Source organism: Streptomyces sp. NPDC060205 (assembly GCF_042728395.1).
Classification (GTDB): domain Bacteria; phylum Actinomycetota; class Actinomycetes; order Streptomycetales; family Streptomycetaceae; genus Streptomyces.
This window is the reverse complement of the sequence record NZ_JBHWZP010000245.1, coordinates 1-14,135: the sequence shown is the minus strand read 5'-3', so window position 1 is coordinate 14,135 and position 14,135 is coordinate 1. Positions and strand designations below refer to the sequence as shown.

Below are 14,135 nucleotides of genomic sequence, written 5' to 3'. Positions count from 1 at the left end.
GGTATGGGGGGCTCCGGGTGATTCTTGCGGGATGCCGATGAGGAGCTGCATCACCTGCAAGAGCCCTGAGGAGGAGCACCGCTTCCTGGAGCCCAAGGAAACGGCTTGGCTCAAGAAGGAACTGGATCTGAAGAACGTGGATGAGTACATGGTGTGCCTGGCCCCGCTGGGCGACGGAACCAAGCAGTGCCGCAACGTTCGCAAGTACTACAACAAGAAGCCCTTCCAGGAGCCCCTGCGCCTGCCCGAGCCGGAGTGACGTCCACCGGCCGGCGCCGGACCGCGGTGCCGGACTACAGGTTGCTGAAGTCCGGGCCCTTCGTGCGGGTGCGCTTCAGCTCGTAGAAGCCCTCCACCGAGGCGACGAGCAGCGTGCCGTCCCACAGCTTCGCCGCTTCCTCGCCCTTGGGGGCCGGGGTGACGACCGGGCCGAAGAAGGCGATCTGCTCGCCGTCGGCGCCGGGGACCGCGATGACGGGCGTGCCGACGTCCTGACCGACCTTGTCGATGCCCTCCTTGTGGGAGGCGCGCAGCTCGGCGTCGAACTCGAAGTCCTCCTGGTCCGCGTAGTCGATGAGGTCCGCGGGCAGGCCGACCTCGTCGAGCGCGCCGGCGATCGCTTCGCGCGTCGGGCCCTGGCCGTCGTTGTGGATGCGGTTGCCGAGCGCGGTGTAGAGCGGGCCGAGGATGTCGTCGCCGTGCTTCTGCCAGGCCGCGGTCACCACGCGGATCGGCTGCCAGGCCTTGGTGGACAGCAGCTCGCGGTATTCGTCGGGCAGCTCGTCCAGCTTCGGCTCGTTCAGTACGGCGAGGCTCATGATGTGCCAGCGGACCTCGATGTCCCGGACCTTCTCCACCTCCAGGACCCAGCGCGAGGTCATCCACGCCCACGGGCACAGCGGGTCGAACCAGAAGTCGACCGGGGTCTTGGCGGAAGTCTGCTCAGACATGCTTCTCCTCGTTGAGGGACACCGGAGCCCGGCGCTGTGTGACACCGGACTCAGGTTCAACGCGATCGGTCACTCGTGCCATTCCCGGGTGCCCGCCGTCAGGGGCACATGGCAGGATCGGCCCTGTTCACACGTATCCATCATGTACCCATGACGCCACGAGGGAGTGCCGCCCGTGCCCGGTGAGAATCTGTCCCGCGACGAGGCCCGCGAGCGGGCAGCACTGCTGTCCGTCGAGGAGTACGAGGTGTCCCTGGACCTGCGCTCCGCGGTGGGCGGGACCGACACCGAGCCGCGTACGTTCCGGTCGGTGACGACCATCCGGTTCCGCAGTGCGGAGCCGGGCGCCACGAGCTTCGCGGACCTGATCGCGCCGAGCGTCACGGCCGTCTCGCTGAACGGCAGGGACCTCGACCCGGGCGCGGTCTTCGACGGCTCCCGCATCCTCCTGGAGGACCTGGCCGAGGACAACGAACTGGTCGTCGACGCCCAGTGCGCGTACAGCCGCACGGGTGAGGGCATGCACCGCTTCGTCGACCCGGAGGACGGCGAGGTCTATCTCTACACGCAGTACGAGCCGGCCGACTCCCGGCGCGTCTTCGCGAACTTCGAGCAGCCCGACCTCAAGGCGCCGTTCCGCTTCGAGGTGCGGGCCCCCGAAGGCTGGGTGGTGTGGAGCAACGGCGTCGGCGATCTGACCGACGGGGTGTGGAAGTTCGCGGAGACCAAGCCCATCTCGACGTACATCACGGCCGTCGTCGCCGGTCCGTACCACTATGTGACCGACTCGTACGAGCGCGTCCTCGACGACGGGACGCGGCTGGAGATCCCCCTCGGCGCGCTCTGCCGCAAGGGTCTGGCCAAGTACTTCGACGCCGATGACGTCTTCCTGGTCACCAAGCAGGGCCTCGACTTCTTCCACGACCACTTCGACTACCCGTACCCGTTCGGGAAGTACGACCAGGCGTTCGTGCCGGAGTACAACCTCGGCGCGATGGAGAACCCGGGCTGTGTGACCTTCCGCGAGGAGTTCATCTTCCGCGGCAACGTGACGCAGGCGTCGTACGAGCGCCGGGCCAACGTGATCCTGCACGAGATGGCCCACATGTGGTTCGGCGACCTGGTGACCATGGTGTGGTGGGACGACCTGTGGCTCAAGGAGTCCTTCGCGGACTTCATGGGCACGTTCTCGATGGCCGAGGCGACCCGCTTCACCGACGGCTGGGTCACCTTCGCCAACAACCGCAAGGCGTGGGCGTACCGCGCCGACCAGCTGCCGTCCACGCACCCGGTCACGGCCGACATCCGCGACCTGGAGGACGCCAAGCTCAACTTCGACGGGATCACGTACGCCAAGGGCGCGGCCGTCCTGAAGCAGTTGGTGGCCTACGCGGGACGGGACGCGTTCCTTGAGGGCGCCCGCCGCTACTTCAAGCGGCACGCGTACGGGAACACGCGCCTCGGTGACCTGCTGTCGGTCCTGGAGGAGACGAGCGGGCGGGACATGGCGGCCTGGTCGCGGTCCTGGCTGCAGACCGCAGGCGTCAACTCCCTCACGCCCCAGGTCCTTCTCGACGGGGACGGCCGTGTCAGCGAGCTGGCGGTCCTCCAGGAGGCGGCCGAGTCGCATCCCGAGCTGCGGCCGCACCGGGTGGCGGTCGGCCTCTACCGGCGCGAGGGCGCGGACGGTCCGCTCGTCCGCTACGCGCGCGCCGAGGTGGACGTCGACGGGCCGCGCACGGTCGTCGGTGAGCTGGCCGGGGCCGACGCCCCCGAGCTGGTCCTCGTCAACGACGACGACCTCACGTACTGCAAGATCCGCTTCGACGAGGGGTCGCTGGACACGCTGCGGGCCCATCTCGGTGACCTCACCGACCCGCTCGCCCGCGCCCTGTGCTGGTCGGCGCTGTGGAACCTGACCCGCGACGCGCTCATGCCCGCGCGGGACTTCGTCGACCTCGTGCTGCGCTTCGCGGGCCGCGAGTCGGACATCGGCGTGCTCCAGACGCTCCACGCGTGGGCGAACTCCGCACTCACCTTCTACGTGGCGCCCGAGTGGCGGGCCACCGGCGGGCAGTTGCTCGCCGAGGGCGCGCTGCGCGAACTGCGCTCCGCCGGGCCCGGCAGCCAGCACCAGCTGACGTGGGCGCGGTTCTTCGCGGCGGTCGCCTCCGGCGAGGACGATCTGCGGTTGCTGCGGGAGCTGCTGGCGGGGACGGAGAAGGTCGACGGGCTTGAGGTGGACCAGGAGCTGCGGTGGGCGTTCCTGGAACCGCTCGCCGCGCACGGTCTTGCGGACGAGTCCGTGCTCGCCGCGGAGCTGGCCCGTGACGACACCGCGTCCGGGAAGCGGCATCAGGTGCGGTGCCTGGCCGCCCGTCCGTCCGCGGCGGTCAAGGCGCAGGCGTGGGCCGCCGTGGTGGAGTCGGACTCGCTGTCCAACGCGCTGGTGGAGGCGACGATCGGGGGGTTCGCGCAGGCGTCGCACCGGGAGCTGACCGCTTCCTACGCGTCGAAGTACTTCGATGTGATCGAGCGGGTGTGGGCGGAGCGGTCGATCCAGATCGGGATGGATGTGGTGCGGGGGTTGTTCCCCTCGCTGCAGGACTCTGCCGGGACCTTGGCCGCTGCCGATGCGTGGCTTGCCTCCCATGGGGAGGCTGCGCCTGCGCTTCGGCGGTTGGTGCTTGAGGCTCGGGACGACCTCGGGCGGGCCTTGCGGGGGCAGGCGTGTGATGGGGCTGCCGCGGGTTGAGTTCGGGTGCGGGTGCGGGTGCGTGGGGGCTGGTCGCGCAGTTCCCCGCGCCCCTAAAAGATTGCGCCGTTCCCCGCGCCCCTTGAAAGACAAAAGACTGCGCCGTTCCCCGCGCCCCTGGCGGTGCCCCTAACGGGGGACGGGGCTTTGTGTGTTGACCTTGGGGGCGTCCATAACAGTTACGGAATTTGGGTAATCGGTGCCGTGACCCCTTGACCGACCAGGGGGTTTCGGCAGTTCGCGGGGTGGACTTTAGGGCGAGGTTGTCCGGTTTTGACGACGGGCTTGTAACAGCGGTTAGGCAGCGGATCAGGCGCGGCAGATTCGAGGTCATGAACCACAACACCCCGCTCTCCCCCCGGCCCCTCCGCCACCTGTCCGACGCCCAGCAGCGCGTCATGACCACCGCGCAGCTGCGGGCGCGGGGCGTCAGCACCGCCGACATCAACGCGCAGTGCCGGCCGGGCGGTTCCTGGCAGCAGCTCCTGCCAGGGGTCTACCTGCTGCGCCCGGGGCCGGCCACCAGCGAGGAGCGGCTGCACGCGGTCCTCATGTACGCGGCCCGCTGCCCCGTCGCGGAACCGGCCGTCCCCGCCCAGCCCGGCGCCGCCGAAGCGCACGCCCCGCAGGGGTACGCCGACGCGATGATCACCGGCCTCGCGGCACTGGCCCTGCACCGCTTCGCGGCCGCTCCCCCGCTGCTCTCCCTGGACCGCGTCGACGTCCTCGTCCCACGGCTGCGACGGCTGCGTTCGACGGGCTGCGTCCGGATCGTCCGTACGCCGGGCATGCCGGAGCCCGTGCAAGTCGGCGGTATCCCCGTGGCGCCCGTGCCGCGTGCGCTGGCCGACGCGGTCGCCGACATCACGGACGCGGGAGTCGTACGCCGACTGCTCACCGAGGCGGTGCGCGGCGGACACTGCGAACCAGCCGCGGTCGTACGGGAGTTGACGCACGCCCGGCTGCTGAGCCGGCCGCATGTGGTGGACGCCGTCGACTCCCTCCTCGCCGAGGGCCGGGCCATCGCCGAGGACCGGCTGTACCGCCTGGTCACGGAACACGGTCTGCCCGACCCCGTCTGGAACGTGGACCTCCGGCTGCCCGGCGGCCCGCTCCTCGGCGGCCTCGACGCGTACTGGCCCGACCACGCCGTCGCCCTCGAACTCGACACCCGGGCCCCGCGCCAGGACGACGACGCGATGTGGTCCGAGTACGCCCGCAAGCGCGAGCACCTGGAGCGCCTCGGCATCACGGTCGTCCACGTCACGCCGAAGAAGCTGCGCGACTCGATGGAACAGCAGGCGACCGTCGTCCGTACGGCTCTGATGGCGTCGGGGGACCGTGATCCTGCGGCCTATGTGGTGGTGCTGCCCCGGTAGGGAGGGCGAGGGAAGCGCCAGGAGGGGAGGGGCCGCCGGGTGTCCGGCGGCCCCCGTCGCTACTTCGGCTGCGGGCAGTACTCCGCCTCGATCACCGCGTCGGTGTCTCCCGACCAGTCGCCGTTGAAGTTGAAGGCGAGCGAGTGGTGGCCGTCCGCCGTCGTCACCGCCTCCGAGTTGGAGCCGTGGATGCCTCCGCCGTGGCCCCAGACGACCACACCGCAGCTCAGCTTCCGCTCGATGAGGCCGAGGCCGTAGCCGGCGTTCGGGATCTCCGCGACCTTGACGGTGGTCTTCATCTCGGCGAGCTGCTTCCCCGGCAGGAGCCTGCCGCGCAGCAGCGCCGAGTAGAAGCGGTTGAGGTCGCCCGAGTCGGAGATCATCTCGCCCGCCGCGGAGGCCAGGGCGGGGTTCAGCTCCGTGACGTCGTAGGTCGGGCCGGTGGCCGTCTCGGCGAGCTTTCCGTACGCGCGGCTGCTGGGTTTCGGCACCTTCGGGTACGTACCCGGGACGAGGGTGCCGTTCAGGCCGAGCGGTTCGATGATGCGCTGCCGGATCTCGTCGCCGTACGAGTGGCCGGTGACCTTCTCGATCACCATGCCGGCCAGGACGTAGTTGGTGTTGGAGTAGTTCCACGAGGTGCCCGGCGCGAAGTCCGGCGCGTGGGACGTCGCGATCCTCACCAGGTCGCGGGGCGGCAGGTGGTCGAAGCGGTGCTCGAAGAAGCCGTCCTTCAGGAAGTACGTGCGGGCGAAGGTGTCGTCCGCCGTGTAGTTGTAGATGCCGCTCGTGTGGTTGAGGAGTTGGCGCAGGGTGATGCGGCGGCCGTCGTGGCCGTTGCCGCTGACCACTCCCGGCAGCCACTTGTCCACGGTGTCGTCCAGGGAGAGGCGGCGTTCCGCTTCCAGCTGGAGTACGACCGTCGAGGTGAACGTCTTCGTGATGCTGCCCACGCGGTAGTGGTCCTTCGCTGAGCGGGGCTTCTTCGTCCTGAGGTCGCCTACGCCCGCGGTGGCCTTCCAGGTGGTGCGGTTTTTGTCGGCCTGGGCTGCGACTCCGGGGACTCCGGCCTCGACGGCTGCGTCCATTGCGCGTCGGGTCGCGCCGTGATCTCTCGCCGGGGGCGAGTCGGCCAGGGCCGCGGGGGTCGCCAGCGCGGCTGCGGCGAGTGTTGCCGCGGTGGTGAGGGCCAGGCGGGTTGCACGTGCGGTGCGGGGTGACATGGTGAGGTCCCTTCGTCGTGATGCCGACGGGAGGGACCTGGTGGGTGCGGTGTGGGTTGCCTTCGGCTGGGGTGGTTGGGCCGGATTCGGCCGTGTTGTGTGGGGGTCGGGGGGTTGTGTGTCGGGTGCGGGTGCGTTGCGGCTGGTCGCGCAGTTCCCCGCGCCCCTAAAAGATTGCGCCGTTCCCCGCGCCCCTAAGGGCAAAAGACTGCGCCGTTCCCCGCGCCCCTGAAGACAAAAGACTGCGCCGTTCCCCGCGCCCCTTGGGGCTGCGCCCCTGGAAAGCCGGTCAGGCCTTGTTCAGTAGCAGTTCCGTGTTGCGGTCTTTTGGGGTTCCGCTCAGGTCCGTTCGGGCGCCTGGGGCGTTGAAGGAGAGTTCTCGGTACAGGGCTGCCAGGCCTGTCTGGGAGAGGTCCGTGAAGTCCGTGTCGTGGGGGGCCGCGGACTCGATCAGCGTGGTGAACAGGGAGATCGTGCCGTCGTGGTTGTCGGCGATCTCGATCACACGGGCGAGCTGCGGGAAGTCGACGTGGGAGGCGGTGGAGACCTCCCAGAAGGAGCGGCCGTCGGGGCCGGGGTGCGGGGTGACGGCGTTCTTGTGGCTGTGGCCGTTCACCCAGGCCAGCACCGGGCGGTGGGCGCCGAGCACGGAGAGCACCTGGTCGCCGCCGTGCCGCCGCTCCCCCGGGTGCGCCGGGTCCTCGCGGAGGTTGCGCATGGATTTGCTCGTGTGGTGGCTGAAGACGATGACGTGTTCCTTGTTCTTCTGGGCCGCCTTCAGCGTGCGCTCCAGCCAGCGCAGCTGGGCCGTGCCGATCGAGCCCTCGTAGTGGCCGCCCGGGTCGGTGGTGTCGAGGCTGATGCCGAGGACGTCGTCCGCGATCCGGAACGTGTAGTACTGGGTCTTCGCGGCGAGGTTGGCCTGCGAGTAGCCGTGTCCGACGGGGCCGACGCCCGCGTGGGCCGGGTCGAGATGCGCCTGGAGGTACTCGGTGGGGGTGAAGGGGGCACGGGCCTCGTCCGGGGTGACCGAACGCATCCTGCGCGTCTGGGACTTGAGCATCTCCTTGAAACCGGCGCCCTTGGGGTCGCCGCCCTTCTTGACGTTCTTCCAGATGGCGGTGCCGACCGACTCGTCGAGCGTCATCAGCTTCCTGCCGCCGACCGCGAACTCGGCGAAGAAGGAGTCGCCGGGCGCGTAGCAGCCGCCGGGCAGCGAGTCGTGGTTGCCGACCGTGGAGTACCAGGGCAGGTTGAGGCCGGGGCTGCGTACCTCGCGGATCGCGGCGGCGAGGAAGCCCTCGATCCGGGGGAAGCCGAGCTGCTTGTCGGCGTCGCGCAGGGCCGCGTCGGGCTGCCAGTACAGCTTGAGGTCACTGTTCTGGACGCCTTCGTAGCGGGCCGGGTCACCGGAGTTGGGGGTGATGCGGCCACCGCTCATCACCTTCAGGAACCAGTCCAGTTCCGTCTTGGCGTTGTTGTCGGTGTTGTCGCCGGTGGTCATCACGAAGTGCAGCGGGGAGCCGGTGACGGGGGCGCCGCGCAGTGCGTTGACCCGCTCGACGAGCGAGACCGCACCGGCCACCGACAGGGACTCCTGCGGACGCCAGGCGCTGGCGGTCTGGGCGCGCAGGTACTCGTACCGCAGCGGGTGCTGTACGTCGACCAGGTGGAGGTCGGTGAACTGCACGAACGCGGCGAGGGCGGTGCGCCGCCCGTCCCGGCCGGACTTCGGGGCGGCCAGGTCGCCGCGGACGACGCGGGACCAGGCGGGTCCGTCGCCGAGCCGCCGGTAGCCGGAGCCCGGGCGTGCGGTCGCGATGGTCGAGAGGGTGGTGCCCCGGGTGTAGGGGGCCAGGGGTGCGGCCGGCGCCCTGCGGGAGACGGCGACGGGCTGCCCCTGGGTGGCGGCGGTGTGGGTGGCGGCCTCGCTCGTTCCCGGGCGCAGCGCGAAGCCGATGCCCGCGGAGAGGGACACCGCCCCGGTGGCGGCCAGGAAGGCGCGGCGGTCACGAGCGGCGGTGGCGACAGAGCGTATGCGCGACATGGCGCGGTCTCCCCTGGTGCGGCGCGTCAGCAGTGGTCGCGGTCGGTCCGCTGACGCGAACTTCCCGCTCGTACTTGATGGTTGGCACCGGGGGTGACCTGCGCGTTAACTGGGCGGCAACGGGCAGCGCCGATCGCCGTACGTCGATCTTGGACTACCCTCCGCGTCCACCGAGCCCTCCTCGAACGGAGGCGAGCCGGTCACTCCACGTTCATCTGGCGGGGTAGGGGGCAGGTTCCGCAGCCCTCTGTCAGGTGGCGGCCGGATGTTCTCAGGTGTCCGCCGGGTGTTCGGGAATGCCGGTCACCCGGCCGGGTCCGGGGCGCTCCCGCCACAGGGCGAGTCCCACGTCGACCAGTCCCACGCGTTCCAGCGCGGGCACCTCGTCGAGGGGGTGCCAGGCCGCCATGTCGGTCGAGCCGTCGGACTCGTGGCGCAGTGCGCCGCCGGTCACCCGGGCCTCGTAGACGATCCGCAGGCCCTGGAAGTCGGCGGCGCCGACGCGGCGCGGATAGGTGCGCAGGATCGAGTCGACGCCGAGCAGGGTGACCGGTTCGACGGTGTACCCGGTCTCCTCCTCGGCCTCGCGGATCACGGTGTCGTACGGGTCCTCGCCGTGGTCCATGCCGCCGCCGGGCAGGGTCCACCGCCTGCTGCCGTCCCGTGCCACCCAGCGGGCGAGGAGCATCCGCCCGTCGCTCACACACACGGCGTAGGCCGCCACCCTCAACTCCTTGCGCATGGCCAGACGTTACGACAGGGACACCCGCACGTCCCGGTTTGGCCGGAGATCGGCCCCATGACGTATGGCGGAATTACGCCATGAACAGTTCACGTCACGGTCAGCTCTCCCCAAACTTCCGTTTCTTACGTAAAGCTGAGCGGTCATCCGGGTTCACATTCCGGACTGACGCGATCGGTCCGACGTCGATCCGATCGTGAACGGACTTTTCCTTTACTCACAAGGATGCTGATGACCCTCCACTCTCAGCGCGCTCCGATCAGCGGGGCGAGACGCGCGGCACGCATAGCCGTCGCCGCCGGACTCGTGGCCGCCCTCTCCGCGGCGGGGCCGATACCCATGGCCTTCTCCGCGGACGACCCGGGCACCCCCGCCGGCACACCGGTCAAGTCGGCCGGCGGCAAGCTCGGTTCGGCCGACGCCGACCTCCTCGCCGAGGCGCAGGCGTCCGGCGACAAGAACGTCACGATGATGATCGCCACCGCGCCGGGGCAGACCGAACAGGTCGCAGGGCAGCTCGACGCGGTGAAGGGCGGCTCGGTCGGCCGCACCTACGACAAGCTCGGCTACGTCCGCGCGACCGTCCCGACCGCCAAGGCCGAGTCGGCCATCGCCGCGGCCTCCAAGCTCTCCTCCGTGCACGGCATCGACCTGCGCCAGGAGATCGAGCTGGACGACCCGACCCCGTCGGGCGACCGGGCCAAGGGCGCCAAGAAGACCCCGACCGCCGGAACCTACCCGGCGCCCGGCAGGAACACCCCCGCCGAGAACCCGTACAACCCGTCCTTCGAGACGGGTGCCGTCGACTTCGTGAAGAAGAACCCGAAGGCGGACGGCCGCGGTATCACCATCGGCATCCTCGACTCCGGTGTCGACGTGGCGCACCCGGCGCTGCAGAAGACGACGACCGGCGAACGCAAGATCGTCGACTGGGTGACGGCGACCGACCCGCTGGTCGACGGCGACGCGACCTGGCGCGCGATGGTCAACGCCCGCTCGGGCCCGGTCTTCACCTACGACGGCGAGAGCTGGAAGGCGCCCGCCGGGAACTACGCGGTCAGCCGCTTCCGTGAGTCCGCGTCCACCGGCGGCGACGCGAACGGCGACCTGAACCGCGACGGCGACACGACCGACAGCTGGGGCGTGCTCTACGACGCCGCCGCGGGGACGGTCCGCGTCGACCTGAACGACAACAACGACTTCACGGACGACGCGCCGATGAAGCCGTACAAGGACGGGTACCAGATCGGTTACTTCGGTACCGACGACCCGGCCACCGAGATCGCCGAGCGCGTGCCGTTCGTCGTGGAGATCCGCAAGGACGTCCCGATGGACCCCCTGGGCGGTGACTGGGTCGGCAAGAAGTCCGACTTCGTCAACATCGGCATCATCGAGTCCGAGCACGGCACGCACGTCGCCGGCATCACCGCCGCCAACAAGCTGTTCGGCGGGAAGATGAACGGCGCGGCGCCCGGCGCCAAGCTCGTCTCCTCGCGCGCCTGCACCTGGAGCGGCGGCTGCACGAACGTCGCGCTCACCGAGGGCATGATCGACCTCGTCGCCAACCGCGGCGTCGACATCGTGAACATGTCGATCGGCGGTCTGCCCGCGCTCAACGACGGCAACAACGCGCGCGCCGAGCTCTACACGCGTCTCATCGACACCTACGGCGTGCAGCTGGTCATCTCGGCCGGCAACTCCGGCCCCGGCGCCAACACGATCGGCGACCCCGGCCTCGCCGACAAGGTCATCTCGGTCGGCGCGTCCATCTCCAAGCAGACCTGGGCGTCCAACTACGGCTCGGCCGTCGAGAAGAAGTACGCGATGCTGCCCTTCTCCTCGCGCGGCCCGCGTGAGGACGGCGGCTTCACGCCGACGCTGACCGCGCCCGGCGCCTCCATCAACACCACGCAGACCTGGTTCCCCGGCGGCCCGGTCGCCGAGGCGGGCTACTCCCTGCCGCCCGGCTACTCGATGCTGCAGGGCACCTCGATGGCGTCCCCGCAGGCCGCGGGCGCGTCCGCGCTGCTGCTGAGCGCCGCGAAGCAGAAGCGCATCGACCTGACGCCGGCCAAGCTGCGCACCGCGCTGACCTCGACCGCCGACCACATCAGCGGCACGCAGGCGTACGCGGAGGGCGCGGGCCTCATCGACATCGAGGACGCCTGGAAGTCGATCCGTGACGGCGCCACCGCCCACGAGTACACGGTCAAGGCCCCGGTCGACACCGCGATCGACTTCGCGCTCAAGACCCCGGGCTTCGGCACCGGCCTCTACGACCGCGAGGGCGGTCTGAAGGCCGGCCAGAAGAAGACGTACGACGTCACCGTGACCCGTACGACCGGCGCGGACCGTGCGATCCGGCACGAGCTGAGCCTGGAGAACAACCGGGACCACACGTTCCGGATCGTCGGCAAGGACGAGATCTCGCTGCCGCTGAACAAGCCGGTGACGGTCAAGGTCGAGGCCAGGCCCGAGAACGCCGGTCTGACCAGCGCGATCCTGGAGGTCGACGACCCGCGCACCGAGGGCGTCGACAAGCAGGTCCTCACCACCGTCGTGGTCTCCGCGCCGCTGGCCGCCGCGCAGAAGTACGCCTACGCGGCGTCCGGCAAGGTCCAGCGCAACTCCTCCACGTCGTACTTCGTGACCGTGCCCGAGGGCGCCAAGAACCTTGAGGTCGCGATCGGCGGGCTGAAGACCGGGAGCCAGACCCGGTTCATCGCCATCCACCCGTACGGCGTCCCGGTCGACAACACGTCGACGCCGTACTGCTACAACAACTACCTCGACGGCAACGGCTGCCGCCCCGACCTGCGGTCCTACAGCGACCCGCAGCCGGGCGTCTGGGAGATCGAGGTCGAGTCGCGCCGTACGTCGCCGCTGCTCGACAACCCGTACAAGCTGAACGTCGAGGTGCTGGGCGCCGAGTTCGACCCGGCCGTCGTGACCGTCCCCGACGCCAAGGTCGGTACGCCGACCCCGGCCTCCTGGAAGGTGACGAACAAGCTCGCCGCGGTCGACGGTTCCCTCAAGGGCGGTCCGCTCGGCTCCTCCAAGAGCACGCGGCCGACCATCGCCCAGGGCGCCACGGACACCGTCACGGTGGACGTGCCCGCGGGCGCCGAGTCGCTCGACGTGAGCATCGGCAACGTCTCCGACGCCGCCGCCGACCTCGACCTGTCCGTCTACGACGCGCAGGGCAACGAGGTCGGTTCGTCCGCGGACGGCGACTCGGAGGAGGCCGTCTCCGTGCCGTCGCCCGCCGCCGGTACGTACACCGTGCTGGTCGCCGGCTACTCGGTCCCGGCGGGCACCACCGCGTACGACTACCTGGACGTGTACTTCGCGCCGTCGCTCGGACAGGTGGAGGTCGCCGCGACGCCGGTGAAGCTCGCCACCGGCGCCTCGACGTCGGTCACCGCGCAGGTCGTCGCGAACGCGGCGCCGCCGGCCGGCCGGACGTTCTTCGGGCGGGTGCAGCTCGTGAACGCGCGGGGCACCGCGGCCGGCACGGGCAGCGTCCTGATCGAGAAGGTCACGCCGTAGTCTCCGGCAGGCACTGACCCCTGCGGCAGGCACTGACACAGAGGGCGGGCGTCCGGTTCGACCGGGCGCCCGCCCTCCGCGTTCCCCCTCTCGGGCCCGCTCAGCCCCCGCCGCCCTCCGGTCCCGTGCACTCCATGCCACGCGCCCCCGGCAGGGCCTCGACGATCTCCTTACGGGCATCGGCGATCCCCCGGCCGGTCTCGTAGTCCGGCCGGTCCCGCGGATACAGCGGCACCCGCACCAGCGTGTACGTGCCGGTCCTCAGGTCTTCCCGCGCCTCCTCGGGCAGCGTGACGGCGAGCGTCGGGTGGTCCGCCGCCGACTGCTCGGGCCGGTAGTAGCGCTTCACCTTCAGAACGACGCGTACGTCCCCCTCACCCGCGGAGGTGATGCTCCGCACGGTCCCCTCGGCGAGGATCCGGGAGCACGCGAGACGCATCTCGGGCGGGTACGCCGCCGTGTCGCCCCCGCCGTCCCCGCCGCCCTCGCTCTTCGCGGCCGACGAGTCGCTCTTGGAGCCCGCGTCGCTGTCCGCGCCCCCCGCGCCGCCTCCCTGCACGCCGAGCCACACCAGGCCGCCGAGGAGCGCCGTGCCCGCCGCGATCACGAGGGCGCCCATGGCCGCTCCCGCGTAGCGCCGGGACCGGTGCGGCTTCCGGGGCCCCGCCCCCTGCCTGGGCGCTCCCGGCGGCCTCAGCGGCGCGGACGCCCGGGACGGCCCCGCCCTCCGGCCGTCCCCCGGCCGCCCGGGGTCCGTCGCCGCGGCCGGGAGTCCGCCGTCCGGTGGTGCGTCGGCCGGTGGTGCGTCGGCCGGTGGTGCGTCGGCCAGGGTGTCGCCCATGATCCGCAGGTGTTCCCTGAGCAGGGCCACGTCCGCGACGGCCGACCGGTGCTCCGCCATGAAACCCGCGTCGTCGCGGGCCCTCTCGGGCAGGGGTTCGTCCGTGAGCGCGGCGAGCAGCGCGTCGATGCCCTCGTACGCGGCTTCTTCGTACTCGGCTCCTCCGTACTCGGGCATGTCACACCACCTCGTCCTCGTGCAGGCGGGTGCGCAGCGCGCGGACCGCCGAGTGCAGCCTGCTCTTGACCGTGCCCTCCGGGATGCCGAGCTCCTCGGCGATGCCCCGCACGGGCAGGTCGGCGTAGAAGCGCAGCACGAGGATCTGCCGCTGGGATTCGGGCAGCTCGTCCAGGCCCTGGGCCACCGCGAGCGACAGCACCTTCGTCTCCTCGCCCGAGTCGCCCCCGGTGTGCCCGGCGGGCCGCAGCGAGGCCAGCCGTTCACCGATCCGCTCCTGCCGGCGCCTGGCCCGGTGCCAGTCCATGGCCAGGTTCGAGGCGACGACCGCCGCCCACGCCGACACGTCACGCGGCGCCTCGGCCCCGCTCGCCGCCCGCTCCAGGAGCCGCAGACGGACCTGCTGCACCCCGGCCGGCCGGTGCGGGTGCGGCACGCCCCCGAGCCCGTGCACGGCCCGCACCCCAAGCGC

The 14,135-nt window shown here is 70.8% G+C and carries 10 protein-coding genes; 4 read left to right on the top strand and 6 right to left on the bottom strand.

The window, feature by feature from the left end:
• Positions 1-259 (top strand): hypothetical protein (locus tag ACFWGJ_RS32105; RefSeq protein WP_387331712.1); only part of this gene is annotated, 259 nt, incomplete at its 5' end.
• Positions 260-293: 34 nt separating this feature from the next.
• Here ACFWGJ_RS32105 and ACFWGJ_RS32100 read toward each other — a convergent pair.
• Positions 294-950, bottom strand: a complete 657-nt coding sequence (locus tag ACFWGJ_RS32100) for a DsbA family protein (RefSeq protein WP_387331710.1) — start codon at positions 948-950, stop codon at positions 294-296.
• 175 nt (positions 951-1,125) lie between these two features.
• On the opposite strand from ACFWGJ_RS32100, the gene pepN reads away from it, so the two are divergent.
• Together pepN and ACFWGJ_RS32090 are read left to right on the top strand one after the other, a co-directional pair.
• On the top strand, positions 1,126-3,705 hold the full coding sequence (gene pepN / locus ACFWGJ_RS32095) for an aminopeptidase N (protein ID WP_387331708.1): 2,580 nt from the start codon (positions 1,126-1,128) through the stop codon (positions 3,703-3,705).
• Positions 3,706-4,037: 332 nt separating this feature from the next.
• The gene (locus ACFWGJ_RS32090; RefSeq protein WP_387331707.1) at positions 4,038-5,084 is read left to right on the top strand and encodes a hypothetical protein; all 1,047 of its coding nucleotides are present in this window, start codon (positions 4,038-4,040) and stop codon (positions 5,082-5,084) included.
• Between the two features lie 59 nt (positions 5,085-5,143).
• Here ACFWGJ_RS32090 and ACFWGJ_RS32085 read toward each other — a convergent pair whose 3' ends face one another.
• The 3 genes from ACFWGJ_RS32085 to ACFWGJ_RS32075 form a co-directional block, all read right to left on the bottom strand.
• On the bottom strand, positions 5,144-6,307 hold the full coding sequence (locus ACFWGJ_RS32085) for a serine hydrolase domain-containing protein (RefSeq protein ID WP_387331705.1): 1,164 nt from the start codon (positions 6,305-6,307) through the stop codon (positions 5,144-5,146).
• A 289-nt stretch (positions 6,308-6,596) separates the two neighbouring features.
• The gene (locus tag ACFWGJ_RS32080) at positions 6,597-8,354 is read right to left on the bottom strand and encodes a TIGR03767 family metallophosphoesterase (RefSeq protein WP_387331703.1); all 1,758 of its coding nucleotides are present in this window, start codon (positions 8,352-8,354) and stop codon (positions 6,597-6,599) included.
• Between the two features lie 271 nt (positions 8,355-8,625).
• Positions 8,626-9,096, bottom strand: a complete 471-nt coding sequence (locus ACFWGJ_RS32075) for an NUDIX hydrolase (protein ID WP_387331701.1) — start codon at positions 9,094-9,096, stop codon at positions 8,626-8,628.
• Between the two features lie 231 nt (positions 9,097-9,327).
• Here ACFWGJ_RS32075 and ACFWGJ_RS32070 point away from each other — a divergent pair, with 231 nt between their 5' ends.
• Positions 9,328-12,645, top strand: coding sequence for a S8 family serine peptidase (locus ACFWGJ_RS32070; protein WP_387331699.1), 3,318 nt, complete (start codon positions 9,328-9,330; stop codon positions 12,643-12,645).
• 100 nt (positions 12,646-12,745) lie between these two features.
• Here the strand turns inward: ACFWGJ_RS32070 and ACFWGJ_RS32065 are convergent, their stop codons facing one another.
• Positions 12,746-13,663, bottom strand: coding sequence for a hypothetical protein (locus tag ACFWGJ_RS32065; protein WP_387331698.1), 918 nt, complete (start codon positions 13,661-13,663; stop codon positions 12,746-12,748).
• A gap of 1 nt (position 13,664) precedes the next feature.
• Positions 13,665-14,135, bottom strand: a 471-nt coding sequence (locus ACFWGJ_RS32060; RefSeq protein WP_387331697.1) for an RNA polymerase sigma factor, incomplete at its 5' end; no start/stop codon positions are given.

What these genes read in the sequence shown, in the direction of transcription:
- ACFWGJ_RS32070 (WP_387331699.1), top strand. Translation starts at nt 9,328, where the DNA reads ATGACCCTCCACTCTCAGCGCGCTCCGATCAGCGGGGCGAGACGCGCG.
- ACFWGJ_RS32100 (WP_387331710.1), bottom strand. Translation starts at nt 950, where the DNA reads ATGTCTGAGCAGACTTCCGCCAAGACCCCGGTCGACTTCTGGTTCGAC.
- ACFWGJ_RS32075 (WP_387331701.1), bottom strand. Translation starts at nt 9,096, where the DNA reads ATGCGCAAGGAGTTGAGGGTGGCGGCCTACGCCGTGTGTGTGAGCGAC.
- ACFWGJ_RS32065 (WP_387331698.1), bottom strand. Translation starts at nt 13,663, where the DNA reads ATGCCCGAGTACGGAGGAGCCGAGTACGAAGAAGCCGCGTACGAGGGC.
- ACFWGJ_RS32085 (WP_387331705.1), bottom strand. Translation starts at nt 6,307, where the DNA reads ATGTCACCCCGCACCGCACGTGCAACCCGCCTGGCCCTCACCACCGCG.
- ACFWGJ_RS32080 (WP_387331703.1), bottom strand. Translation starts at nt 8,354, where the DNA reads ATGTCGCGCATACGCTCTGTCGCCACCGCCGCTCGTGACCGCCGCGCC.
- ACFWGJ_RS32090 (WP_387331707.1), top strand. Translation starts at nt 4,038, where the DNA reads ATGAACCACAACACCCCGCTCTCCCCCCGGCCCCTCCGCCACCTGTCC.